The 22,402-nt window shown below is 66.2% G+C and carries 19 protein-coding genes; 10 read left to right on the top strand and 9 right to left on the bottom strand.

Going from position 1 to position 22,402, the window contains the following annotated elements; translation table 11 throughout:
* Positions 1–47 precede the first annotated feature (47 nt).
* The 5 genes from ectB (at position 48) to LC039_RS19080 (ending at position 5,786) form a co-directional block, all read left to right on the top strand.
* A complete protein-coding gene (gene ectB / locus LC039_RS19100; protein WP_226627408.1) occupies positions 48–1,337 on the top strand; it encodes a diaminobutyrate--2-oxoglutarate transaminase in 1,290 nt (429 codons plus the stop codon).
* A gap of 4 nt (positions 1,338–1,341) precedes the next feature.
* The gene (locus tag LC039_RS19095) at positions 1,342–1,734 is read left to right on the top strand and encodes an ectoine synthase (RefSeq protein ID WP_226627406.1); all 393 of its coding nucleotides are present in this window, start codon (positions 1,342–1,344) and stop codon (positions 1,732–1,734) included.
* Between the two features lie 3 nt (positions 1,735–1,737).
* Entirely contained in the window at positions 1,738–3,165 is a 1,428-nt protein-coding gene (locus tag LC039_RS19090) for an aspartate kinase (protein ID WP_226627405.1), read from the top strand.
* Positions 3,166–3,416: 251 nt separating this feature from the next.
* Positions 3,417–4,508: a carboxynorspermidine decarboxylase gene (locus LC039_RS19085; RefSeq protein ID WP_226627403.1), complete on the top strand. Its 1,092-nt coding sequence runs from the start codon at positions 3,417–3,419 to the stop codon at positions 4,506–4,508.
* A gap of 42 nt (positions 4,509–4,550) precedes the next feature.
* On the top strand, positions 4,551–5,786 hold the full coding sequence (locus LC039_RS19080; protein ID WP_226627402.1) for a saccharopine dehydrogenase family protein: 1,236 nt from the start codon (positions 4,551–4,553) through the stop codon (positions 5,784–5,786).
* 389 nt (positions 5,787–6,175) lie between these two features.
* On the opposite strand, the gene LC039_RS19075 is transcribed toward LC039_RS19080, so the two are convergent.
* The 4 genes from LC039_RS19075 to LC039_RS19060 form a co-directional block, all read right to left on the bottom strand.
* Positions 6,176–6,337, bottom strand: coding sequence for a hypothetical protein (locus tag LC039_RS19075; protein ID WP_226627400.1), 162 nt, complete (start codon positions 6,335–6,337; stop codon positions 6,176–6,178).
* 462 nt (positions 6,338–6,799) lie between these two features.
* Positions 6,800–7,495 (bottom strand): sugar transferase, encoded by a 696-nt coding sequence (locus LC039_RS19070; RefSeq protein ID WP_226627398.1) that lies wholly within the window; start codon positions 7,493–7,495, stop codon positions 6,800–6,802.
* A gap of 727 nt (positions 7,496–8,222) precedes the next feature.
* Positions 8,223–8,981 (bottom strand): metallophosphoesterase family protein, encoded by a 759-nt coding sequence (locus LC039_RS19065; RefSeq protein WP_226627396.1) that lies wholly within the window; start codon positions 8,979–8,981, stop codon positions 8,223–8,225.
* Positions 8,982–9,110: 129 nt separating this feature from the next.
* A complete protein-coding gene (locus LC039_RS19060; protein WP_226627395.1) occupies positions 9,111–10,208 on the bottom strand; it encodes a transglutaminase-like domain-containing protein in 1,098 nt (365 codons plus the stop codon).
* A 213-nt stretch (positions 10,209–10,421) separates the two neighbouring features.
* Here LC039_RS19060 and LC039_RS19055 point away from each other — a divergent pair, with 213 nt between their 5' ends.
* The gene (locus LC039_RS19055) at positions 10,422–12,941 is read left to right on the top strand and encodes a cation:proton antiporter (protein WP_226627393.1); all 2,520 of its coding nucleotides are present in this window, start codon (positions 10,422–10,424) and stop codon (positions 12,939–12,941) included.
* Between the two features lie 104 nt (positions 12,942–13,045).
* Here the strand turns inward: LC039_RS19055 and LC039_RS19050 are convergent, their stop codons facing one another.
* Together LC039_RS19050 and LC039_RS19045 are read right to left on the bottom strand one after the other, a co-directional pair.
* Complete coding sequence (locus LC039_RS19050) at positions 13,046–14,128, bottom strand: ParB/RepB/Spo0J family partition protein (RefSeq protein WP_226627392.1); 1,083 nt, start codon at positions 14,126–14,128, stop codon at positions 13,046–13,048.
* Positions 14,128–15,531: an AAA family ATPase gene (locus LC039_RS19045; protein ID WP_226627390.1), complete on the bottom strand. Its 1,404-nt coding sequence runs from the start codon at positions 15,529–15,531 to the stop codon at positions 14,128–14,130. The genes LC039_RS19050 and LC039_RS19045 overlap by 1 nt, the downstream gene beginning before the upstream one ends.
* A 614-nt stretch (positions 15,532–16,145) precedes the next feature.
* Here LC039_RS19045 and LC039_RS19040 point away from each other — a divergent pair.
* The gene (locus LC039_RS19040; protein WP_226627388.1) at positions 16,146–17,363 is read left to right on the top strand and encodes a replication initiation protein; all 1,218 of its coding nucleotides are present in this window, start codon (positions 16,146–16,148) and stop codon (positions 17,361–17,363) included.
* 4 nt (positions 17,364–17,367) lie between these two features.
* On the opposite strand, the gene LC039_RS19035 is transcribed toward LC039_RS19040, so the two are convergent.
* The 3 genes from LC039_RS19035 to fliI all read right to left on the bottom strand — a co-directional run bounded on the left by LC039_RS19035 (position 17,368) and on the right by fliI (position 21,159).
* Positions 17,368–18,606 (bottom strand): MFS transporter, encoded by a 1,239-nt coding sequence (locus tag LC039_RS19035; protein ID WP_226627386.1) that lies wholly within the window; start codon positions 18,604–18,606, stop codon positions 17,368–17,370.
* Between the two features lie 161 nt (positions 18,607–18,767).
* Positions 18,768–19,457: a sugar transferase gene (locus LC039_RS19030; protein ID WP_226627384.1), complete on the bottom strand. Its 690-nt coding sequence runs from the start codon at positions 19,455–19,457 to the stop codon at positions 18,768–18,770.
* A gap of 355 nt (positions 19,458–19,812) precedes the next feature.
* Entirely contained in the window at positions 19,813–21,159 is a 1,347-nt protein-coding gene (fliI, locus tag LC039_RS19025) for a flagellar protein export ATPase FliI (RefSeq protein WP_226627382.1), read from the bottom strand.
* Between the two features lie 67 nt (positions 21,160–21,226).
* On the opposite strand from fliI, the gene flgB reads away from it, so the two are divergent.
* Genes flgB through LC039_RS19010 form a run of 3 tightly spaced genes read left to right on the top strand, consistent with a single transcriptional unit; the run spans position 21,227 to position 22,394 of the window.
* The gene (flgB, locus tag LC039_RS19020) at positions 21,227–21,628 is read left to right on the top strand and encodes a flagellar basal body rod protein FlgB (RefSeq protein WP_226627381.1); all 402 of its coding nucleotides are present in this window, start codon (positions 21,227–21,229) and stop codon (positions 21,626–21,628) included.
* 11 nt (positions 21,629–21,639) lie between these two features.
* Positions 21,640–22,050 (top strand): flagellar basal body rod protein FlgC, encoded by a 411-nt coding sequence (gene flgC, locus LC039_RS19015; protein WP_226627379.1) that lies wholly within the window; start codon positions 21,640–21,642, stop codon positions 22,048–22,050.
* Positions 22,051–22,061: 11 nt separating this feature from the next.
* Positions 22,062–22,394: a flagellar hook-basal body complex protein FliE gene (locus tag LC039_RS19010; protein WP_226627377.1), complete on the top strand. Its 333-nt coding sequence runs from the start codon at positions 22,062–22,064 to the stop codon at positions 22,392–22,394.
* Positions 22,395–22,402: the final 8 nt, after the last annotated feature.

Here is a 22,402-nt window from a genome sequence, read left to right as displayed (position 1 = left end):
TACATCGCTAATCTTATCTTTTTCTAAGTTCTAGAAAGGACTTCGTTATGCCGAAAGACACGTCTAACGGCCCGACTATTTACGCTCGCCGCGAGAGCGAGGCACGCTCCTACTGCCGCTCCTTCCCGGTGAGCTTCACCTCCGCCCGCGGCTCGGAACTGACCGACGATCAGGGCAAGACCTACATCGACTTCCTGGCCGGCTGTTCCTCGCTGAACTACGGCCACAACGACCCGCACATGAAGGCGGCGCTGGTCGAGCACATCATGAGCGATGGCATCGCCCATGGCCTCGACATGCACACCGACGCCAAGGAAGCCTTCCTCGAGACCTTCGAGCGGCTGATCCTCGAGCCGCGTGGCATGGACCACAAGGTGATGATGGTCGGCCCGACCGGCACCAATGCCGTCGAAGCCGCGATGAAGCTCGCGCGCAAGGTCACGGGTCGCACCAACATCATCGCCTTCACCAACGGCTTCCACGGCATGACGGTGGGCGCGCTGGCGGCGACCGGCAACAAGGGCAAGCGCAACGGCGGCGGCATGCCACTGCAGGGCGTGACCCACATGCCCTACGAGGGTGCCTTCGGCCCCGATGTCGACACGCTCGCGCAGATCGAGATGATGCTCGAGAACCCCTCTTCGGGTCTCGACGCCCCCGCCGCCTTCCTCGTGGAGCCGGTGCAGGGTGAGGGTGGCCTCAACGCCGCCTCCGCCGAATGGCTCCGCGGCATCGCCCGCCTCGCCAAGAAGCACGGCGCGCTGCTCATCGCCGACGACATCCAGGCCGGGATCGGCCGCACCGGCACCTTCTTCTCCTTCGAGGAGATGGGCGTCGAGCCGGACATGATCCCGCTGGCCAAGTCGCTCTCGGGCTTCGGCCTGCCCTTCGCCGCGCTTCTGCTGAAGCCGGAGCTGGATGTCTGGAAACCGGCCGAGCACAACGGCACCTTCCGGGGCAACACCCACGCCTTCATCACGGCGCGCGTCGCGCTCGAGAAGTTCTGGGCCGACAATCGCTTCCAGAAGTCGCTCGCCGAGAAGACGCAGCTGATCGAGGACGAGCTGAACACCATCGCCGAGATGATCCCCGGCGCCTACCTCAAGGGCCGCGGCCTGATGCGCGGCGTCGACGTCGGCTCGGGCGAGCTGGCCGGCGCGATCTGCGCCGAGGCCTTCGAGCGCGGGCTGATCATCGAAACCTCGGGCGCCGACGACGAGGTCGTCAAGGTTCTCGCGCCGCTGACCACCCCGGAAGAGACCTTCCGCAAGGGCTTCAGCATCCTGCGCGACGCCACCGCCACGAGCCTCAACAACCACAAGATTGCCGCGGAGTAACATCATGATTGTACGCGATTTCAACGAACTGAAGAAAACCGACAAGCATATTGCCGACGCGCAGTGGACCTCCACCCGGATGCTGCTCGCGCAGGACGGCATGGGCTTCTCGTTCCACATCACCATTCTCGAGGCGGGCTCGGAGCACACGTTCCACTACAAGCACCACTTCGAGAGCGTCTACTGCATGGCGGGCAAGGGCTCGATCACCGATGTCGCCACCGGCGAGACCCACGAGATCAAGCCCGGCGTCATGTACGCGCTGAACCTGCACGACAAGCACATCCTGCGGGCCGAGGAAGAGCTCCACATGGCCTGCTGCTTCAACCCGCCCGTCACCGGCACCGAGGTGCACCGCGAAGACGGGTCCTACGCACCGGCCGAGGAGACGGCGTAAGCCATGACCCATACCGTTGAGAAAATCGGCGGGACGAGCATGTCCCGCCTGAACGAACTGCGCGACACGCTGCTGATCGGCGGCCGCGAGGCGGATGATCTCTACGGTCGTGTCTTCGTGGTCTCCGCCTTCGGCGGCATCACCGACCTGCTGCTCGAGCACAAGAAATCGGGCAAGCCGGGCGTTTACGGCCAGTTCGCCAACTCCGACACCGGCCACGGCTGGCACGACGCGCTGACCGAGGTGTCGAAGGCGATGATCGAGGCGCATGAAGCCGTGCTCGATCATCCCGGCGACGTCGAGCAGGCGACCGACTTCGTGCGCAACCGCATCGAGGGTGCGCGCAACTGCCTGATCGACCTGCAGCGGCTGTGCTCCTACGGGCACTTCCAGCTCTCCGAGCACATGCTGCAGATCCGCGAGCTGCTTTCCGGTCTCGGCGAGGCGCATTCGGCCTATGTCACCGTGCTGATGCTCCAGCGCGCCGGCGTGAACGCGCGCAACGTCGACCTCTCGGGCTGGCGTGACGACGGGCATTACACGCTCGAAGAGCGCATCACCAAGGCGATGGAGGGGGTCGACCCCACCGCCGAGATGCCCATCGTCACCGGCTATGCGCAATGCACCGAGGGTCTGATGCGCGAGTTCGACCGCGGCTACTCCGAGGTGACCTTCTCCAAGCTGGCGGCCCTGACGTCGGCCCGCGAGGCGATCATCCACAAGGAGTTCCACCTCAGTTCGGCCGACCCCAAGCTGGTGGGCGCGGAAAACGTCCGCAAGCTGGGCCGCACGAACTACGACGTGGCCGACCAGCTGTCGAACATGGGGATGGAGGCGATCCACCCCAAGGCCGCCAAGACGCTGCGCCAGGCGCAGGTGCCGCTGCGCGTCACCAATGCCTTCGAGCCGGGCGATCCGGGCACGCTGATCGACGATCAGCCGGCCGAGACCCCGGCGGTGGAGATCGTCACAGGTCTCGACATCGTGGCGCTCGAGGTCTTCGAGCAGGACATGGTCGGGGTGAAGGGTTACGACGCCGCAATCCTCGACGTGCTCACCCGCCACGACGTCCGCATCGTCTCGAAGGTGTCGAACGCCAACACGATCACCCACTACCTGGACAGCTCGCTCAAGACGATGCGCCGGGTGGAGGACGATCTTGCCAAGCTTTACCCGCAGGCCAAGATCAGCTCCCGCACGCTGTCGATGGCCTCGGTCATCGGCCGGGATCTCAGCACCCTCTGCGTGCTGACCCGCGGCCTGCAGGCCATCGCGGAAGCGGGCTACGAGTCGATCGGCGCAACGCAGGGTCCGCGCAACGTGGACGTGCAGTTCATCCTCGAGCGCAACGACCTCGAGCCGGTGATCGCCGCCCTGCACGGCGCGCTCGTGACACCGCAGGCGAAAGAGAAGCTCAAGCAAGCGGCCTGAGCCTGCGCGGTCCGACAGGGACTTCGACCAACTGGGGCGGCCTTTCGGGCCGCCCTTTTTCATCGCCCCCTCCCCCGCACGCCACCTCTTTCCGAAGAGAGGTGCAAAGGCCTTCGAAGGCTTTTGCGCCCGGCCCCGCACCACCGTCACACGGTCGTCAGATACCGCGGGCAACAGGGGGGCATTGTTCTTGCCCGCCTTGCGCTATATTGGCACGGTTTCCCGTGTTCGCTGTCCGGAGGTGACCACCGATGCAGACGCCCTACTACCTGATCGACAAATCGCGGCTCCTGCCCAATCTCGAGAAGATCGCCCACCTGCGCGAGACCTCCGGCGCCAAGGCGCTGCTGGCGCTCAAGTGTTTCGCCACCTGGTCGGTCTTCGACATGATGAGCGAGTACATGGATGGCACCACCTCCTCCTCGCTCTTCGAGGTGAAGCTTGGCCGGGAAAAATTCCCGGGTGAGACCCATGCCTATTCCGTCGCCTGGGCCGACCACGAGATCGACGAGGTGCTGGCGAGTTCGGACAAGGTGATCTTCAACACCGCCGCGCAGCTCACCCGTTTCGAAGAGGTCAGCCGCGGTCACACCCGCGGCCTGCGCGTCAACCCGGGCGTCTCGACCTCGGGCTTCGATCTGGCCGACCCCGCCCGCCCCTTCTCGCGCCTCGGCGAGCATGATCCCAAGGACATCGAGCCGGTGCTCGAGCAGGTCAGCGGCTTCATGTTCCACAACAACTGCGAGAACGACGACTTCGAGCGCTTCGACAATATGCTCGGCTCCATCGAGCAGCGCTTCGGCCACCTGATCCGCCAGATGAAATGGATCAGCCTCGGTGGCGGCATCCATTTCACCGGCGAGGGCTACCCGCTCGACCGCCTCGCCGAGCGTCTGAAGCGTTTTGCTGGCGAAAACGAGGTGCAGGTCTATCTTGAGCCGGGAGAGGCGACGATCACGAACTCGACCACGCTGGAGGTGACGGTGCTCGACACGCTCTTCAACGGCAAGAACCTCGCGATCGTCGACAGCTCGATCGAGGCGCATATGCTCGACCTGCTGATCTACCGCGAGAGCGCCAAGATGAACGAGAGCGGCGACGAGCCCTGGATGATCTGCGGCAAGTCCTGCCTGGCGGGCGATATCTTCGGCGAGTTCAACTTCCCCAAGGCGCTGCAAGCCGGTGACCGGCTCTCGATCCAGGACGCCGCCGGTTACACGATGGTCAAGAAGAACTGGTTCAACGGGGTGCAGATGCCCTCGATTGCCATCCGCGAACTCGACGGCAGCGAACGGCTGGTGCGCGACTTCACCTACGACGATTTCAGCGCCGCGCTCTCCTGAGCGCGCGCAAACCAAGACGGACAAAGACGGAGGTCCAGTGAGTTGAAAAAAGACGTTCTCATCATCGGCGCAGGTGGCGTCGCTCAGGTCGTGGCGCATAAATGCGCTCAGAACAACGATGTGCTCGGCGAGATCCATATCGCCAGCCGGACGCTTTCCAAGTGCGAAGCGATCCTTGAGTCGGTCCGTGAAAAGGGCGCGATGAAGGTAGAGGGCGTCCTCAAGGCTCACCAGGTCGACGCGATGGACACGGCCGCCGTGGCGCAGCTGATCCGCGATACCGGCGCGCAGATCGTGATCAACGTGGGCTCGGCCTTCGTCAACATGTACGTGCTCGACGCCTGCATCGAGACCGGCGCCGCCTATATCGACACCGCGATCCACGAGGATCCGGCGAAGATCTGCGAGACCCCGCCGTGGTACGCCAACTACGAGTGGAAGAAGCGCGACCTCTGCGCCGAGAAGGGCGTCACCGCGATCCTCGGCGCCGGGTTCGATCCGGGTGTGGTCAACGCCTTCGCCCGTTTCGCCATCGACCAGATGGACGAGGTGAAGAGCATCGACATCGTCGACATCAACGCCGGCTCGCACGGCAAGTATTTCGCCACGAACTTCGACCCGGAGATCAACTTCCGCGAGTTCACCGGCACCGTCTACTACTGGGAAGACCAGCAGTGGAAGGAAACCTCGATGTTCGCCTCGGGCCGCGACTGGGACCTGCCCGTCGTCGGCACCCAACGCGCCTATCAGTCGGGCCACGACGAGGTGCACTCGCTCTCGGCCAACTACCCGCAGGCGGACGTGCGCTTCTGGATGGGCTTCGGCGAGCATTACATCAACGTCTTCACCGTGCTGCAATCGCTCGGCCTGCTCTCCGAGCAGCCGGTGAAGACCGCCGAGGGCCTCGAAGTGGTGCCGCTGAAAGTGGTGAAGGCCGTGCTGCCCGACCCCTCCTCGCTGGCGCCCGAGTATACCGGCAAGACCTGCATCGGCGATCTGGTGAAGGGCACGAAGGACGGCGAAGAGGTCGAGATGTTCGTCTACAACGTCGCCGACCACAAGGACGCCTACACCGAGGTGGGCAGCCAGGGCATCTCCTACACCGCCGGCGTGCCGCCGGTCGCCGCCGCGATGCTGGTGGCCTCGGGTGAATGGGACGCGAAGACCATGAAGAACGTCGAAGAGCTCGATCCCAAGCCGTTCTTCACCATCCTCGACGACATCGGCCTGCCGACCCGCGTCAAGGACGCCAAGGGCGACCGCCCCTGGAACGCGTGACCCTGAGCCACATACTCGGCGCATGAGCCGCGGCACGAGGGCCGGAAGCATCCGCTTCCGGCCCGTTTCGCGTGGCCGACGCGTAAGACCAATGGCCTTGCCCCCATGATCGGGCGCGACTTGCAAGTTTCCGTCTGGCTTGCCGTTCCTGCCTGCAGGAAATGCTCTCAGGACCAGCAAGTTAATTCGACTGCATAAACGATGTTCCAAAGGCGTGTGCCGCACTCATCGAGCCCGAAAGGCGCGACACAACCCCGCGGCTCCACGTCGAGGCATAGAACCCCTCCGGCCCCGAGGCGCTCATGGAAAAAGGCCCCGCGCATCTGCGCAAGGCCATCCTTGGCTGACAAGCGACGCGCAGGCCCGGGTCCCCATCGGGCCGGCAGCGTCTAGAGACTCGCCTTCATCTCCGTCTCGCTTTCGCTGTCCTGCGCCGGGAAGGTGCCGTCCTTGGCCTGCAGGATCGTCGGCAGCGTCGCCGCGGCCACCACGCCGCCGGAAAGCAGCAGGGCCACACCGAGGACCGTCCATGTCGGTACCCGGTTGGCCATCTGGGTTGGCTGATAGCAGCTTCCGCATTCATGCGCTCCGAAGCGGAGGCGGTGGTTGCAGTACCTGCACCTGAAATAGCGATGTGCCCTCTTGGACATGATCACTCCCCCTAAAAATATATATTTGAATTCGAGGACGCGATGATCGCGCGTCGTAAAACCTAAACGATTCTCCCAGCAGGATACGCGAAGCCCGCGATTCCGTGGAGAGGAAAGTTTGTCGGTCCGGCGGACCGTCCATATTGCAAATGCGAGCCGCTCGGAATTTCCCGCCGCAGCCCGGCACCAAGCACATCACGCCAGCCAAAGGGCCGGATCGCGCCATAAAGACCTGGCGCTTCCGACGGCTCACCCTCGTCTTGGGGCGCCACGCAAACGCAGCTGTCAAATGGAGGCCGGCCCACCGCGGGGCCCGCTCAAGTTTCCTAAGACCTCAAGGCAGCAACCCTGCCCCGCGTCCGATCAGTAGCCGGTCCGGTTGAACATGGCCGTGACGGTCTTCACCATCAGCTTGATGTCGGTGCCGCAGGACATCGCCTTCTGGTACTCGATGTCCATTGCCACCCGTTCGTCATAGGTCACGTCGTTGCGCCCGGAGACCTGCCAGAGCCCGGTAATGCCAGGTTTCATCGCCAGATAGGCCGCTTGATGCTTGCCGTATTTCTCCAGCTCGGCGACCACGATCGGACGTGGGCCGACGAAACTCATCTCCCCGGTGATCACGTTCCAGATTTGCGGCAGCTCGTCGAGGCTTGTCTGCCGCAGGAACCTGCCGATCGCGGTGATCCGCGGGTCATTGGTCAGCTTGTGGTCGCGCGCCCATTCCGCGGCGGCCTCGGCGTCGCTCGAGAGCAGCGCCTGCAGGCGCGCTTCCGCGTCGGGCACCATGGTCCGGATCTTCCAGCAGCGGAACGCCCGACCGTCCTTGCCGACCCGCTTGTGGCCGAAAAAGCCCGCCGCCCCGTCCGAACGGACGATCATCCAAAGCACGGCGATGACCGGCAGCAGCAACGGCAGCAACATGGCCGCCACGACTAGATCAAAGCACCTCTTAAAGACGCTGGCATAGGCCCCGTCACTGAAACGACGCAGGCCTGCCCGAGAGGAAAAAGCAGCATTCGCGTTTTCATCGCTGGCTCTGAAATCAATCGATCTCATTTACGAATTCCTCCAAACAAAATGGCAAAGCGATTGGTGGCGCCAGGCGAAACCTTGGTCACGTGTAAACACTGGTACATATCTGGTCGGTCATTCTCGAAGCTGAAAACGCAGCTCTAACAAACTTGTAGACACATGAATTTTGATACACGTGCTGCTATGCAGCATCAAGACTGGCTTCCGCGACGATTTCGTAACGAATTTCAGGCGCGAACCGCGCTCCGACGCAGGTTAGCGAACCTTTCACGAAAATTAAGATTGTAATAACAGAGCCTTGAGCGCGCCCGCCCGGAAATCGCCCTGGCCGCATGGCAAGACGAGAATATTTCCGTTGCAAACATTGCGATTTCTTTATTTGTCGCAAAGCATGCCAATTCATGTGGCGCTGCCCAGATTTTTAGCACACTCAGAAGTTGAGTTCCGTCCCGAACTACAAGAATTTCGAATTTTCGGGAAATTTCGCTCGCAAAGCGCCCCCACTGGCCCGACTCATTCGCGCCCGGCGCCCCCGAAACCGTCGGGGTCCGGCGCAGATGGCACCAACCCTCGACAGTAGAAAGCAAAAATTCCCTGCCCGACCGATTGCTGGGAGTGTCACGACGGGCCACCACTGCCCCTCCGAGCGGGCGGAACCACGGGTTCCCGCACCCTGCCAGCGTCCCGCGCCGGATCACGCCGGTCACCGCTGGCGCGCAGCCCCGGCGCGCGCCGGCCCCGAAAAGTCGCGTCAGGTCGAGACGAACTCCACCTTGCCCGAACTCAGCAGCGCGGCGGTGAGCTTGCCCGTCGCATAGGCCCCGGTGTCGACCGGGATGCGGCCGGCGTTCGGACGCGCGCGGTCGGTGATCGTGTGCCCATGCACCACCCATGTGCCATCGCTGCGTGGCGTGGTCTCGAAGCCGGGCGCGCCCCAGATGAGGTCCTTCGAGCGCTGCGCCTCAAGCGGAACCGTCGGGTCGGCGCCGGCGTGGCAGATGAAGACATTGCCGGTGGTCCAGCTTAGCGGCAGCCCGCGCAGCCAGGCCTCGATGTCCGGCGTCATCGCCTCGCGCAAGCGGTCGCGCAGCTTGATCCACTCCGCCTCGGGCGCGGTATGCGACACCCCGGCCAGCTTGTAGCTCGCCAGCGTCTGCAGCCCGCCGTACTTGAACCAGCGCGCCCCGGCGCTGGCCGGATCGTCGAGGAAGTCGATCATCATCTGATCGTGGTTGCCACGCAGGCAGATCACCTGGTCGGCCCCGAGCCGTGCCTGCATCTGCATGAGGCGGCGCAGCACCGCGGCGCTCTCGTCGCCGCGGTCGACGTAATCGCCGACCAGCACCAGCTTGGTCTCGGGCGTCGAGCGCCCCTCGATGCGGCCCAGCAGCTTGGCGAGCAAGGCATCACAGCCGTGGACGTCACCAATAACAATGCACCTGTCGTCGGGGCGGAACGGAGCGTCAAACACCGGCGCGGCCGGCTTACGTCGTTTAAAGAGGAACTTCATGCGGGGTCAGGTAAATACAAAATGTCTTCGAGCCAAGGCGAGACGCAGCGTCTGACACAAGGTCGACCAGCTCCAGCCGGCGGGTGAAGGTCATCCGCGCGCGCCTCCCCCCAGCGCGCGCGGCACGGGTCAGGCGTACAGCTCGGTCGCCGTGATCGAATAGGCGAAGCTGCCCGGATCGAGCTCGTCCTGCTCGACGCCGTCGATCTCCGCCTGCGGGTACATCAGGAAGCCCACCTCGTCGCGCGCCGAACCCGGCAGTGCCACGTCATGCGCGAAGTTGAAGCCGATCCAGTTGCCTTCCCAGGAGCCGAAGAGCGCCGAGCGCACCGCCCGCACCTTGGGATCGTCGAGCGCGAGGTTCTTCGGCGGCTCCTCGAGCATCACCTTGCGCACGTCCGCCGGGTCGACCGCGACCCAGCCATAGTCCGACAGGAAGACCTCGGCGCGGCAGTGCTGCGCCTTGCTGACATCCGACGAACCCGCGCCGAGGCTCTTGTAGCCGAAGGCCGAGGGCGCCACGCGCAGACCGTAGACATCGCGCGCCGGCAGGCCGGCGGCCCGCGCCAGCCCGACGTAGAGCGCATTGAGGTCGGCGCATTTGCCGGTCAGGTCGCCCATCTCCAGCATCGAGGCGACATCGCCGATGCCGCAGCCGCGGGTCTCGGGGTTGCGCTCGGTGCTCTCGACCACCCACTCGTAGATCGCCCGCGCCTTCTCGAGGTCGGCGCCCATCTCTTCGGTGATCATGTCGGCGGTCGCCTTGACGATGCCGTCGGTCGGAATCAGCCGCGTCGGCGCGGTGTAGAGCGCCCGGTCGGCGTCCGACAGCGTGGCCCCCTGCCCCGGCTCCGTCAGGTCGACGGCGCGGTCGCGGGTCGAAACCTCGGCGGCCACCTCCAGCTCGGCGCTCTCCTGCCCGCCGTTCCACACCGCGTGGACGAACTGCGCGCCGCTCTCGGCGTCGGTCACCAGCTCGGCGCTGTCGGCATTGCCGGAGAACCGCGGAGCCTCGGCCTGCATCCAGCCCGCCTCGTTGACCGAGGGCACCGGGATCCAGGCCTGCACCGGCTTGCCGCCCGCCGGCACCGCGACCCGCGTGGTGACCTCGAAGCGGCGCCATTCGGCCGGCGTCGGGGTAAAGGCGGCCCGCGCGCCGCGCGGCAGCAGCGGCGCCAGCGCAAGCGCGGCGCCCGCGGTGATGAAGTGTCTGCGATCCAGGGTCATCGAGTGTCTCCTTGCCATGGGGATCCGCCCTCCCATTGTTGCCGCCGCTGATACCCCGGCTGCCCCCGGTTCTCAAGAAGCAAGCCAAGACATTCGCCGCCCGCGGCCCTCGATCCCGCGCGCGCCCCTGTCGCCGAGGGCAGAGATCCGCAAAGCACGAAAAATTTGACGCTCCGCCGTTCTCCCGACGTCATTTGCAGTTTATCTGGAGCCATGGATGTTGTTCTCGTCACCGCGGTCATCGCGTCGCTCTTTCTCGTCATCGCCGCGGCCGAGCCGCTGGCGGCCCGGCTCCGTCTGCCCTACAGCGCCATCCTCGCGCTTCTCGGCACCTTCATCGGCGCGGCAGCGATCTTCTTTCTGCGCACCGACATCACCGATGCGCTCAATCCCGTGGCCGCGGCGATCATCAATTTCCCCATAAAATCCAACGTCTTCCTCTACGTCTTCCTGCCGACGCTGCTGTTCCAGGCAACGCTCGGCATGAACCTGAGGCGGATGCTCGACGACTGGGTGCCGATCCTCGTGCTGGCGATCGTCGCGGTGGTCGCCGCCACGCTCTTCGTCGGCCTCGCGCTGTCCTGGACCAGTTCGCTGCCGATCATGGCCTGCTTCCTCGTCGGCGCCATCGTCTCGACCACCGACCCCTCGGCGGTGGTCGGCATCTTCCGCTCGATCGCCGCGCCGCGCCGGCTGGTGCGCATCATCGAGGGCGAGAGCCTGCTCAACGACGCCGCCGCCATCGCGCTCTTCGGCCTGTTTATGGGCTTCGTGATGGAGGGCGTGCCCAACCCCACGCCGCTCGGCGCGCTCGCGCAGTTTCCCATGCTGCTCGGCGGCGGCGCGCTGGCCGGCTGGCTGGTGGCGCAGGGGGCGATCGGCGCCATGGCGCTGCTCGAGCGCTACGAGAAGGCGCAGCTCTCGGTCTCCATCGCCCTGCCCTATCTCGCCTACATCGGCTCCGAGCAGGTCTTCGGCGCCTCGGGGGTGATCGCCGTGGTGGTCTCGGGACTCACGCTCAACCTCGTCGGCCCCGGGAAGATCCCGCCCACCGCCTGGGCCAACCTCAAGGACGTCTGGGACATCCTCGCGCATTGGGCCGGGGCGCTGATCTTCATCCTCGCCGCGCTTCTGATCCCGCGGCTGCTCGAGGACGTGCATTTCGGCGACTTCCTCCTGATCCTCGTGGTGGTCGCCGCCGCCATCGCCGCGCGCGGTGCCATCCTCTCCGGCCTGCTGCCGATCCTGCGCCTGCTGCGGCTCTCGCCGAAGATCGAGCGCCCCTACCGCATCGCCATCCTCTGGGGCGGCCTGCGCGGCGCGCTGACCCTCGCGCTGGCGCTGGCGGTCACCGAGAGCTTCCGCGTGCCGATCGAGGTCAAGCGCCTCGTCGGCATCCTCGCCACCGGCTTCACCCTCTGGACGCTGCTGGTGCAGGGCACCACCCTCACCTGGGTGATCCGCAAACTCGGCCTCGACAAGCTCGCCCCGCTCGACCAGGCGCTCTCCAACCAGGTGGTCGCCGTGGCGCTGCAGACCGTGCGCGAGCAGGTCTCGACCACCACCGACACCTACGGGCTCGACCGCGAGATCGTCCGCTCCGAGGCCAAGCGCTTCGGCAAGCGGCTCGACACCGCGGTGAAGGCCGCCGAGGAAGGCGACGAGATCCTCGACCGCGACCGCGTCACCCTCGGGCTCATCGCCCTGGCCGGCGCCGAGCGCGACGCCACCACCGCGCGGATCCGCGAGCGCACCCTGTCGCTGCGCCTCGCACAGCGCGCCCTGTCGGACTGCGACCGGCTGATCGAAGGCGCGCGCAGCGACGGCCGCACCGGCTACCAGCGCGCCGCCCGCGCAAGCCTCGGCTACGGCCCGACCTTCCGCGCCGCGCTGCTCGCCCACAACCGGCTGCATGTCTCCGGCCCGCTCGGGCGCATGACCGCCGACCGCTTCGACCTGCTGCTCTCGCAGCGGCAGATCCTGCGCGACCTCGAAGGCTTCATCGACGGCCGCATCCGCCGCATCCACGGCCGCCGCGTCGCCGAGCTGCTGCGAGAGCTGCTCTCGCGCCGCCGCGAGGCCGCCGAGACCGCGCTCGAGGGTCTGCGTCTGCAATATCCCGGCTACGCCGAGAAGCTCGAACGCCGCTTCATCCGCCGCACCGCGCTGCGGCTCGAAGAGGGCGAATACGACACCATGTACGACGACGGTCTGATCGGAGCCGAGCTCTACACCGCCCTCAAGCAGGATCTGTCCCGCCGCCGCGCCATGGCCGAAGAGCGACCGCCCCTTGATCTCTCTGTGCAGCGCGCCCAGCTCGTTCGGCAGTTCCCGCTCTTCGCCGATCTCGAGGAAAAGGAAATCCGCCCCCTCGCCCGCGCCCTGCGCACCCGCTACGCCGCGCCGGGCGACATCATCATCCGCCGCGACAGCACCGCGCGCTCGGTCTGGTTCATCGCCTCCGGCGCGGTCGAACAGCAGGTCGGCGGACAGAGCTTCCGTCTCGGCCGTGGCGAAATGTGCGGCCAGCTTGCGCTGCTCATGCCCAAGCGCCGCCGCTCCGAGGTCCGCGCCATCGCCCCCTCGACCCTGCTGCGCCTCGACGAGAGCCGCTTCAAACGCCTGCTGAAACGCTCCCGGAAGCTGCGCGAGGCGGTGCGCCAGAGCGCCAAGCGCCGGGGATTGGACGTGTCGGAGATCCTCGGAGAGGAAAAGGAAGCGTCGGAAGCGTAACGCCTGCGCGAACCAGGCCCTGGGCCGCCGGGAAACCGAAAAACGGCGCGACTTTTCCCCAAGTCGCGCCGTTTCGTCTGTTTAATTATTGATAGATAACGATTTTATCTGTCTGGCGCGTCCAGAAGCCGTTCCAGCTCCAGCATCGCCGCCTCCATCAGCTCGCGCCCGACCTGCTTGCCGCGAACCCGGATCACCCAGCCCTGCGCATCCTCGCCAAGCTGAACCGTCAGCCCCGAGGCCAGCGCCTTGGCCGGCGCCGCGGCCTTTTTCGGGCGCCCACCCTTCTTCGGATCCGCCTTCAGCTCGACCCCGTCGAGCGCCGCGGCGATCAGCTCGGCTTCCTCGGCGGCCGTCTCCGGCACACGCTCGGCCAGCGCTTCGCGCAAGCGCACCTCGGCGCCGTCGCGCAGTGCCGCGGCTATGCGCAGCCCGTCCTTCTCCTTCAGCAGATCGGGGAAGGTCAGCATATCGCCCAGCTCCTCGAAGATCAGCGCGAACGACCTGATCTTCGAGCGCTTCGCCTTGGATGCCAGCGGGAACAGCGCGTTCACCGCCTCCTCGGCATTCACGAAGGCCCCCTGCTGCGCCGCGATCACCGCGATGCGCCCGCGCTCGTAATGGCTCAACGAGGCGCGGATCTCGTTCTCCTCGATCATCGCGGCAAAGGTGCCGCCCATGGCCTCGGGATCGCGGAGCACCGCCTTAATCTTTTGGTAACGACTGTCCTTGGTCAGCGCGTAGAGATCGCGGAAGGCTTTCAGCCGCCGGTAGCCCGACAGCAGACCGTAGCTGAACCCCTGCCCGTCTCCCGGCGTCGGAAACACCTCCACCGGCAGCCGTAGCCCGCCCTTGGCGATCGAGGCCTTCAGCTCCTCCATCTCCTCGGCGTCCAGCACCACCCGGTCGCGCACCAGCGCATCGGCGTTGATGTCGTCGATGGCCAGCTCGAGCATCACCAGCCCGCGCCCCTCGGCGTCGCGCAGCCGCTCGGCATCGGACTTGTCCTTCGCCGCCTCCGCCCGCTGCTCCGCCGGCCGCGGGTCATGCAGCGTCGCCGCCTCCGCCGCCACCTGCGCAATCGGCGCCGACATCAGCCCGCGCGAGGAACTCTCGCGGTGGAACTCCTCCTCGTAGCGGCTCAGGTCCTCCGCCGAGGGCGCCTCAAGCTTGCGTCTCTTTGCCATCAGACGGCCTCCCTCTCAGCCTGCTCCATCTGCGCATCGCGCCACCATGTCCCGAGGATCACCTCCTTCACCTCGGCCCAGGTCCGGTCGAAGGTCTCGCGCCCCCGCACGTAGGTGTCGCGGTTGAAGTCGCGGTAATCGGTCTCGTAGATGCCCGAGACCTGCTCCCCTGCCTGCCCGACCATCGCCGTCAGCTCCTGCCGATAGGTGGTCATGAAGTCCCCGAAATAGGCCTGGATGACATTCGCCAGATCGGTCTGCTGCGCCGCGTCGAAGCGCGTCACCAACGCCCGCACCGCGTCCCACTCGAACCGCATCTCCGGCAAGCCGTCGGCCCGCCGCACCCGGTTCTCCCCCTCTTCGATCGAGGCGAAGGTCGAGTAGATCATGTCGAAGAACCGCCCCGTCGAGTCGAACTCGAGGAAGGACGCCCCCAGCGGCACCAGCAGGATGTCCGCCGCCGACAGCGCGTTGATCGTCAGGTAGCCGAGCGCCGGCGGGGTATCGAGCAGGATGATGTCATACTCGTCGAGCATCCCGCCCTCTTCCAGCGCATTGGTCAGCGCGTCCCAGAGCGGCCAGCTCAGCATCTGCATCCGCCAGACCGGCACCTGGAACTCGGCCCAGTAGAGGTTGAGCTGCGCACCGATGAGATCGATGTTCGGCCAGTGCGTCTTCTGCACGAGGTTTCGCGGCGAAACCTCCAGCGCGGCGGTCAGGGTTTCGTCGAACTGGAAGGGTTGCTGCGCCGAGGCCTCGCGCACCTTGTTCTCCTGCTGCAGGTGCAGGGCGTAGTCACGGGCGAGCATCGGGAAGACTGTCTGCCATTCGTCCTCGACCTGGCCGCCCATGATCGAGGTCATCGAGCCCTGGCTGTCGAGGTCGATCACCAGCACCTTGTAGCCGTCGAGCGCGGCGGACATGGCCAGATGCGCGCAGGTCGAGGTCTTGCCGACGCCGCCCTTGAAGTTGGCCACCGCGACGACCTTGGCCGGCAGACCCTCGGGACGCCAGGCGCGGTACTCGCGGTCCTTGGCGCCTTCCTCGGCGAAATGGTCGCGCAGGCGCAGCACCTCTTCGAGGGTGAACCACTTGGAGCCGCCTTCGCCTTCGCCCTGCGGCAGGTCGGGGTTCTGGCGCAGCACCCGGCGCAGGTGGGCCGGGTTGACCGGGATCAGGTAGCGGCAGACTTCCCAGGTCGAGAAGCGCCGCAACCGCTTGGCGCCGTCGGGCGCATAGCCGCGGCGGGCGAGATCGTCGCGGCCGCGCATGGCAAAGGACGCGGCCTTTGCGAAGCGTGCCGTGTCGATCGGATCGGCCAGCTTGGCCGCGGCCGCGGCCGGGTCGATATTGAAATAGGGGGGAAGGTCTGCCTTCGGCGGAGTGCCGGGTTTATGTGCCATGTCGCCTCACCATGTTCGCTGTTTGCCGCGATATCCTGAGAACTATGGCACATGCTGGGGGCAGAGTGGAAGCGTTCGAGCCTCTATCCCTCTCTAAATATGGAAGATACCACACGGACAGGCGGTTTGTTTGAGTTTCTTTGAGTCCTTTTAAGATCTTTAGGCCGAGAAAAATTCAATAAGTACGGGAGGATACGTCGGTTTGGGTGCCCGTACCCGGTTTATTGGGTGCCCCGATACGGGGCCAAAGGCACCCGTTTCCGGGATCAAGGGGTCCGATTCTCGGGGCAACCCAGGGTGATGTGCGCGTTAGAGCCTATTTTTGCCGGATTAGGGTCTCTGCGCAACGAATCGGACTCCGCGCGCGCAGGGCGGATGAGTCGGGATCCCGGAAATGGATACCTTTCTGGACGGCTCCGGATCCACAGGTGCCCGTTTGCGGGAGCGCCCCCGACGGGGGTTGAGGTGCCAGCGCACCTCTTGATAGCGGATACCTTTTCGCGGATCATGCAGGCAACCCGGCCGCAGCGACTCGCCCGTGCGAGCAGCCCGACAAGGCCGGGAGACATGAGGACCGGCAAGTTGGGGCGAGGCCCCGGGAAAGCGAGAGCAGAATGGACGATATTCCGCGTGACCGGCTGAGTGGCCCTTTGCGCCGCGGTGCGGTGAAGAAGCACGTGGCGGCGATCCACGTTTCGGGCAAGCTCACGCTGCTGCAGCGCAAGCTGTCGAACGTGCTGCTGCTCAATGCCTATGACACGCTCACCTCGCAGTCCCGCCACCAGATCGACGCGCGGACGCTGAGCCTGATGATCGGCTACAACTCGAACGACATGGAGACGCTAAAGCAATCCCTGCGCGGGCTCGCGGAGACCGTCGCCGAATGGGACATGCTTGACGAGAAGGGCCAGCAGGAATGGGGCGTCAGTTCGCTGCTCAGCTACGCCAAGCTCAAGGGAGGTGTCTGCGAATACGCCTACTCCCCGGCGCTGGCCGAGAAGCTGCACGACCCTAAGGTCTTTGCGCTGATCAATCTCAATATCCAGCGGCGCTTCACCTCGGGCCATGCGCTGGCGCTCTACGAGAACTGCTACCGCTTCGTGCGCACCGGCTCGACCGGCTGGTGGTCGCTCGACCTGTTCCGCCGGCTGATGGGCGTGGCGGACAGCCCCTATTACGAGGTCTACAAGCAGCTCAACGCCAAGATCATCAAACCCGCGGTGGCCGAGGTGAACAAGACCTCGAACATCCTCCTGACGCCGGAGACCCGGAAGATGGGCCGCACGGTGACGGAGATCCGCTTTCTGATCTCCGAGAACCCGCAGCTGGCGATCCTCGATCTCGACGATGGCGAGGGGCTGCGCAACTCCGAGCTCTACGGGCGGCTGCGCGACCTTGGCGTCTCGGACCGGCTGGCGCGGCAATGGCTGGCGGAACATGGCGAGAGCTATGTCGCCGAGAAGCTCGACTATGTCGAAGGCCAGGAAGGGGTGAAGAACACCGTCGGCTACCTGACCAAGGCGCTGCGCGAGGATTACGCGAAGGGCGAGCCGGCGAAGGCGCCGGAGGTTTCGCGGCGAAACCCTGCGAAACCGTCAACGCTGCGCGCGCGCCGTCTGGAACGTATCCGGGACCTCGCCGCGAGCCGCAAGCCGACCCAGAGGGATGCCGACAAGCTGCTTTTCATTGGCCGGCTGTCGGGCGCGGCGCGGGATGATTTCGAGCGGCACGGCTGGATGTCGGCGCTGAACGCCGAGGCCATCGCCGCCTTCTGGGAGGAGCTGTCGCCCGGCGCCTTCGACGGGCTCGCCGAAGACGCCGAGGCGGACTAGACGCTCAGCGCGCGCCGTGGGCGAGCCGCGTGGCCGAGGGATCTCGGCGCAGGGCGAGCATCGCGAGCGCGCCGATCACCGGGCCGGGCAGCAGCATCAGGAAGGCCCAGTGCCAGCCGCCGATCAGGTTGGCGAAGAGCGGCAGCAGCCAGATCGCCACGACGGTCAGGGCGAAGCCGATGCCGAGCTGCAGTGCCAGGGCGGTGCCGACGAAATGCGGTTCGGAAAGCTCGGTGACCGCGGCGGAGAACTGCGCGCTGTCGCCGATCACGCTGATGCCCCAGATCAGCGCCAGGGCGGCGAGCAACAGCGTCGGGCCCTCGAAGGCGACGCCGATGAGGGCGGCGCAGGCACCGGAGACGATCATCATTCCGGCGCAGGTCAGGCAGCGCCCGATGCGGTCCGACAGCCAGCCGCCGAGCAGGCAGCCGATGACGCCGCTGGCGACCACCACGAAGCTCAGCATCGAGGCGGTGCCGAAGGGGAAGGGCGAGAGGCCGCTTTCCTGCGCCGCCGTGGCGAAGGCGAGGAACCAGGCCCACATGGCGTAGAGCTCCCACATGTGGCCGAAGTAGCCGAGGTTGGCGAGCATCAGCGGGCGGTTGGTGAAGACCGCGAGCGACTGGCGCGGGTCGAAGGCGGCGCGGCCGAAGCCGTGCGGGCCCTCGCGCAAGGTGCCCGCGAACAGGATGGCCGAGGCGAGGGCGGCGGCGGAGGTACCCCAGACCACCGCCCGCCAGTCGATGCCCGAGGTCAGGGCGCGGATGAGGTGCGGCATAGAGGAGCCGAGGGTCAGCGCGCCGATCAGGAAGCCAAGGGCGAGGCCGCGGCCGCGCGAGAACCAGGTGGACATGAGCTTGAGCGCCGGCGGGTAGACGCCGGCCAGCGCGATGCCGGTGACGAAGCGGGCGAGGATCGCCGTGGTCGGTCCGGAGACCAGCAGCGCGGCATTGGCGAGTGCGGCGATCACCGCGGCGGCGGTCATCAGGCGCTTCATCGGCAGGATGTCGGGCAGGTTGACGAGGCTCGAGCCGACGGCGCCGACCACGAAGCCGAGCTGCACGGCGTTGGTCAGCCAGGCGGCCTGGCCGGGGCTGAGCTGCCAATGGGTGATCAGCTCGGGGATGATGGCGGTGGCGGAGAACCAGGTGCAGAGCACGCCGACGACGCCGATGCAGATCAGCGCCAGCATGGACCAGCGGCCCGGGGCAGGGGAGGGGAGGGCGGCGGTCTGGCGGCTCATGCGCGGCTCTTTCGTCTTGGTGGTCTTGAGGCGGCACTGTGCCGGAGCGGCGCGGCCTGCGCAATCGGGCGGAGCGGGCCGGCGGAGCAGGCGGGCGGCAGACAGCAGAAGGCCCCGAACCCTTGCGGGCCGGGGCCTTCTGCTGTCCGGGGTGGGGCGGCTCAGCGCCCGGTGCGGCCGAGCACGCTCTTGGCGGTGAGCAGCAGCAGGCGGCTGTCGGTGGCCAGCGACTGGTCGTTGAGATAGCGCACGTCCATCTCGACGCGCTCGGCGTAGGTGACGTCGTTGCGGCCCGAGACCTGCCAGAGCCCGGTGATCCCCGGCTTCATCAGCAGGTAGGCAGTGCGGTGGATGCCGTATTTGGTGATCTCGGCGCGGACGACCGGGCGGGGGCCGACGAAGCTCATCTCGCCGGTCAGCACGTTCCAGATCTGCGGCAGCTCGTCGAGGCTTGTCTCGCGCAGGAAGCGGCCGAGGCGGGTGATGCGCGGATCGTCGGTGAGCTTGTGGTCGCGCGCCCATTCGGCGCGGGCGGCGGGGTTGGCGGCGAGGTGCTGCTGCAGCTTCGCCTCGGCGTTGGGCACCATGGTGCGGATTTTCCAGCAGCGGAAGACCTTGCCGTTCTTGCCGATGCGGCGGTGGCCGAAGAAGCCCGGTCCGCCATCCATGCGGACCAGAGCCCAGAGCAGCGCGATGACCGGGGCGAGCAGCGGCAGCATGGCGAGGGCGAGGAGGAGGTCGCAGACCGGTTTCACGACGCTGCGATAGGGGCCCTGGGCCTTCTCGCGGTAGGCGCGGCGCTGGCTGCTGAAAATGCCAGAGTCGTCGCTGTAATATCCTGCATCAAACATCGATCAATCCCTCGAAACTCTTTACCCCTTGGCAGTCAAAGCGGATCCGATGCGCTGCAAACATATTTCGCGCAATTCGGATCGATATGTAACTTTGAGCCACATCCCCGGTCACGAATTAGTCATATTTTTGCTTGTTGATCGAGCGTTAACTAGGAGTCAACTGAAACATTAATGTTATATCCGAATGCACATCAATTCCGAGAATTCGGATAGGCGATTTCTCGCTATAGGCGTCCTGTCTGCTGGAATTGGGTGCGCAGAGGTTGACCTAGGGTTGGGTGCCGGGCGGGGAAGGAAGGCTCTGCGGCGATAGCCGCAGAGCGCTGTGCCGATGTCTCGCAGAGGGGCGCGCTCAGGGCGCGACTACGGGAATGTCGGCATCCGAAAGCGCGCCATGCAGCCGGGCGAAGGTCTCGGCGGCTTCCATGGCCTCGCGCTTGCCCTGGCTGAGGAGCTGATCGAGCGGCTCGGCGAGGTCGATGGCGGAGTCCACTTCGGGATCGCTGCCGCGGCGGTAGGCGCCGATGCGGATCAGTTCCTCCATGTCGGCATAGCGCGCGGCGGCGCGGCGGGCGGCCTTGTAGATCGCGTATTCGTCCGGGTGGTGGCAGTCGGGCAGCATCCGCGAGATCGAGCGCAGCAGATTCACCGCCGGGAAGCGGCCCTGTTCGGCGATCTTGCGGTCGAGCACGATGTGCCCGTCCATGATGCCGCGCACCGCGTCGGCGATCGGGTCTTCCATGTCGCCGCCGTCGACCAGCACCGTGTAGAGCGCGGTGATGTCGCCGCCGGTGCCCGAGCCGGGGCCGGCGCGCTCCATCATGCGCGGCAGCTCGGCGAAGGTGGTGGGCGGGTAGCCCTTGGCGGTGGGCGGTTCGCCCCCGGCAAGGCCGATCTCGCGCTGCGCCATGGCGAAGCGGGTCACGCTGTCGAGCAGCAGCAGCACCTGCTTGCCCTGGTCGCGGAAGTGCTCGGCGACGGCGGTGGCGGTCCAGGCGGCCTGGCGGCGCATCAGCGGCGGCTCGTCGCCGGTGGAGACGACGACCACCGAGCGCGCCATGCCTTCCTCGCCGAGATCCTCCTGCAGGAAGTCCTGCACCTCGCGGCCCCGCTCGCCGACGAGGCCGACAACGATCACATCGGCCTGCGCGCCGCGCGCCAGCATGGCCATCATCGTCGACTTGCCGACGCCGGAGCCGGCGAAGACCCCCATGCGCTGGCCCCGGCAGAGCGGGGTGAAGACGTCCATCACCTTGACCTTGGTGTTGAGCCGCTCGCCGACGCGGCGGCGCTCGAAGGCCGGCGGGGGCGCGGCGCGGACCTTGCGCGGGATGTCCCCCTCGGGCAGGCGGCCCTTGCCGTCGAGCGGCTGGCCAAGGGCGTTCACCACCCGGCCGATCCAGGCGTCGTCGGGGCGGACCTCGTTGGCGTTCTGGGTGACCTGCACCGGATCGCCGGTGCGCACGCCGTCCCAGCTGCCGAAGGGCAGGAGGCGGGTGCCGCTTTCGTCGATCCCCACGACCTCGGCAAGGACCGGGCCCTCGCGGCCCTGAACGAGGCAATGCGCGCCGATGCCGACCGCGCGCTCGAGCCCCGAGACCGTCAGGACCAGCCCGAGCGCGGATTTCACCTCGCCGGTTATGCTTGACCTTTCAATGGTCCGTGTAAGACTTGAAAGCTCCGAAAACGCGGTGTGCATGGTCACTATCCATTGATGTGTCCGTTTTATTCATGCTATCCTTGTTTCAACCAAAAGGGAACTCTTCATGAAACTTGATGGTATGTCCTTTTTCCAGCTGGCTTCCGAGCGCATGACGTGGCTCGGGGCGCGGCAGAGTGTGATTTCCGAGAACATCGCCAACGCGGATACGCCCAATTACAAGGCCCGCGAGGTGAACGACTTCGCGCAGGCGCTGGAAGGTTCGCGCGAGATGAGCGGCCTTTCGGTGACCGATGCGCAGCACATCCAGAGCGGCCACACCACGCCGGACGGCGTGCGAATCGAGCGGGACGAGACCGCCTGGGAGGCCAGCCTCGACGGCAATACCGTGTCGGTCGAGCAGCAGACCATCAAGGCCGCGGACGTGGCGGGCAATTACCGGCTGGCCGCCGAGCTGTATCGCAAGGGTCACAGCCTGCTGACCGTCGCGGTCACCGGCATTCGCTGAGGGAGCGCACCATGGATCCGTTGAAATCCGTTCTGAACGTCGCCGCGAGCGGCATGCGCGCCCAGGGCGAGCGTCTGAAGGTGGTGTCGGAAAACGTCGCCAACGCCAGCTCCACCGGCAATACCGAGGGCGGCGATCCCTACCGCCGCAAGGTGATCTCCTTCGAGGAGATGGTCGACCGGGAGACCGGCGCCTCGATGGTGGGTGTGTCGGATGTGACCCGCGACGACGCCGATTTCGAACTGCGTTTCGACCCGGCGCACCCGGCCGCCGACCAGGACGGCTTCGTGAAGGTGTCGAACGTGAAGACCATCCTCGAGCTGGCCAACATGCGCGAGGCCTCGCGCAGCTACCAGGCCAACCTGAACATGTTCGAGACCGGGCGCACCATGCGCACGCAGCTTCTCGACCTGCTGAAATAGGACTTTGACGTATGGCGGGCCCCTCCTCCTCGCTCCTTTCCCTGAATTCCGCCAGCGGCGCCTACCGCGCGTCGCGCGACATGGCGGCCGAGAAGATTCCGACCATCGCGCCGGACCAGGCCGAGCGGCCGAGCTTTGCCGAGATGGTCACCCAGGCCGGCGCCGAGACGGTGCAGACCATCCGCGAGGCCGAGGCGGTGGCGCAGAACGGGCTGCGTGGCGATGTCGACACGCAGCAGGTGGTGCTGGCGACGCTCGAGCTGGAAACCACGGTGAACACCGCGGTGGCGGTGCGCGACAAGCTGGTCGAGGCCTACCAGGAAATCATGCGCATGCCGGTCTGATCCGGCGA

Source organism: Alloyangia pacifica (assembly GCF_020524285.1).
Classification (GTDB): Bacteria; Pseudomonadota; Alphaproteobacteria; order Rhodobacterales; family Rhodobacteraceae; genus Salipiger; species Salipiger pacificus_B.
This window is presented reverse-complemented; position numbering and strand designations above follow the sequence as displayed.

Excerpts from the sequence above, each read along its gene's own strand:
- LC039_RS19095 (WP_226627406.1), top strand. The coding sequence starts at position 1,342 with ATGATTGTACGCGATTTCAACGAACTGAAGAAAACCGACAAGCATATT.
- fliI (WP_226627382.1), bottom strand. The coding sequence starts at position 21,159 with ATGCACACCGCGTTTTCGGAGCTTTCAAGTCTTACACGGACCATTGAA.
- flgB (WP_226627381.1), top strand. The coding sequence starts at position 21,227 with ATGAAACTTGATGGTATGTCCTTTTTCCAGCTGGCTTCCGAGCGCATG.
- LC039_RS19060 (WP_226627395.1), bottom strand. The coding sequence starts at position 10,208 with ATGACCCTGGATCGCAGACACTTCATCACCGCGGGCGCCGCGCTTGCG.
- flgC (WP_226627379.1), top strand. The coding sequence starts at position 21,640 with ATGGATCCGTTGAAATCCGTTCTGAACGTCGCCGCGAGCGGCATGCGC.
- ectB (WP_226627408.1), top strand. The coding sequence starts at position 48 with ATGCCGAAAGACACGTCTAACGGCCCGACTATTTACGCTCGCCGCGAG.
- LC039_RS19050 (WP_226627392.1), bottom strand. The coding sequence starts at position 14,128 with ATGGCAAAGAGACGCAAGCTTGAGGCGCCCTCGGCGGAGGACCTGAGC.
- LC039_RS19045 (WP_226627390.1), bottom strand. The coding sequence starts at position 15,531 with ATGGCACATAAACCCGGCACTCCGCCGAAGGCAGACCTTCCCCCCTAT.
- LC039_RS19040 (WP_226627388.1), top strand. The coding sequence starts at position 16,146 with ATGGACGATATTCCGCGTGACCGGCTGAGTGGCCCTTTGCGCCGCGGT.
- LC039_RS19035 (WP_226627386.1), bottom strand. The coding sequence starts at position 18,606 with ATGAGCCGCCAGACCGCCGCCCTCCCCTCCCCTGCCCCGGGCCGCTGG.
- LC039_RS19065 (WP_226627396.1), bottom strand. The coding sequence starts at position 8,981 with ATGAAGTTCCTCTTTAAACGACGTAAGCCGGCCGCGCCGGTGTTTGAC.
- LC039_RS19030 (WP_226627384.1), bottom strand. The coding sequence starts at position 19,457 with ATGTTTGATGCAGGATATTACAGCGACGACTCTGGCATTTTCAGCAGC.
- LC039_RS19070 (WP_226627398.1), bottom strand. The coding sequence starts at position 7,495 with ATGAGATCGATTGATTTCAGAGCCAGCGATGAAAACGCGAATGCTGCT.
- LC039_RS19010 (WP_226627377.1), top strand. The coding sequence starts at position 22,062 with ATGGCGGGCCCCTCCTCCTCGCTCCTTTCCCTGAATTCCGCCAGCGGC.
- LC039_RS19075 (WP_226627400.1), bottom strand. The coding sequence starts at position 6,337 with ATGGCCAACCGGGTACCGACATGGACGGTCCTCGGTGTGGCCCTGCTG.
- LC039_RS19090 (WP_226627405.1), top strand. The coding sequence starts at position 1,738 with ATGACCCATACCGTTGAGAAAATCGGCGGGACGAGCATGTCCCGCCTG.
- LC039_RS19055 (WP_226627393.1), top strand. The coding sequence starts at position 10,422 with ATGGATGTTGTTCTCGTCACCGCGGTCATCGCGTCGCTCTTTCTCGTC.
- LC039_RS19085 (WP_226627403.1), top strand. The coding sequence starts at position 3,417 with ATGCAGACGCCCTACTACCTGATCGACAAATCGCGGCTCCTGCCCAAT.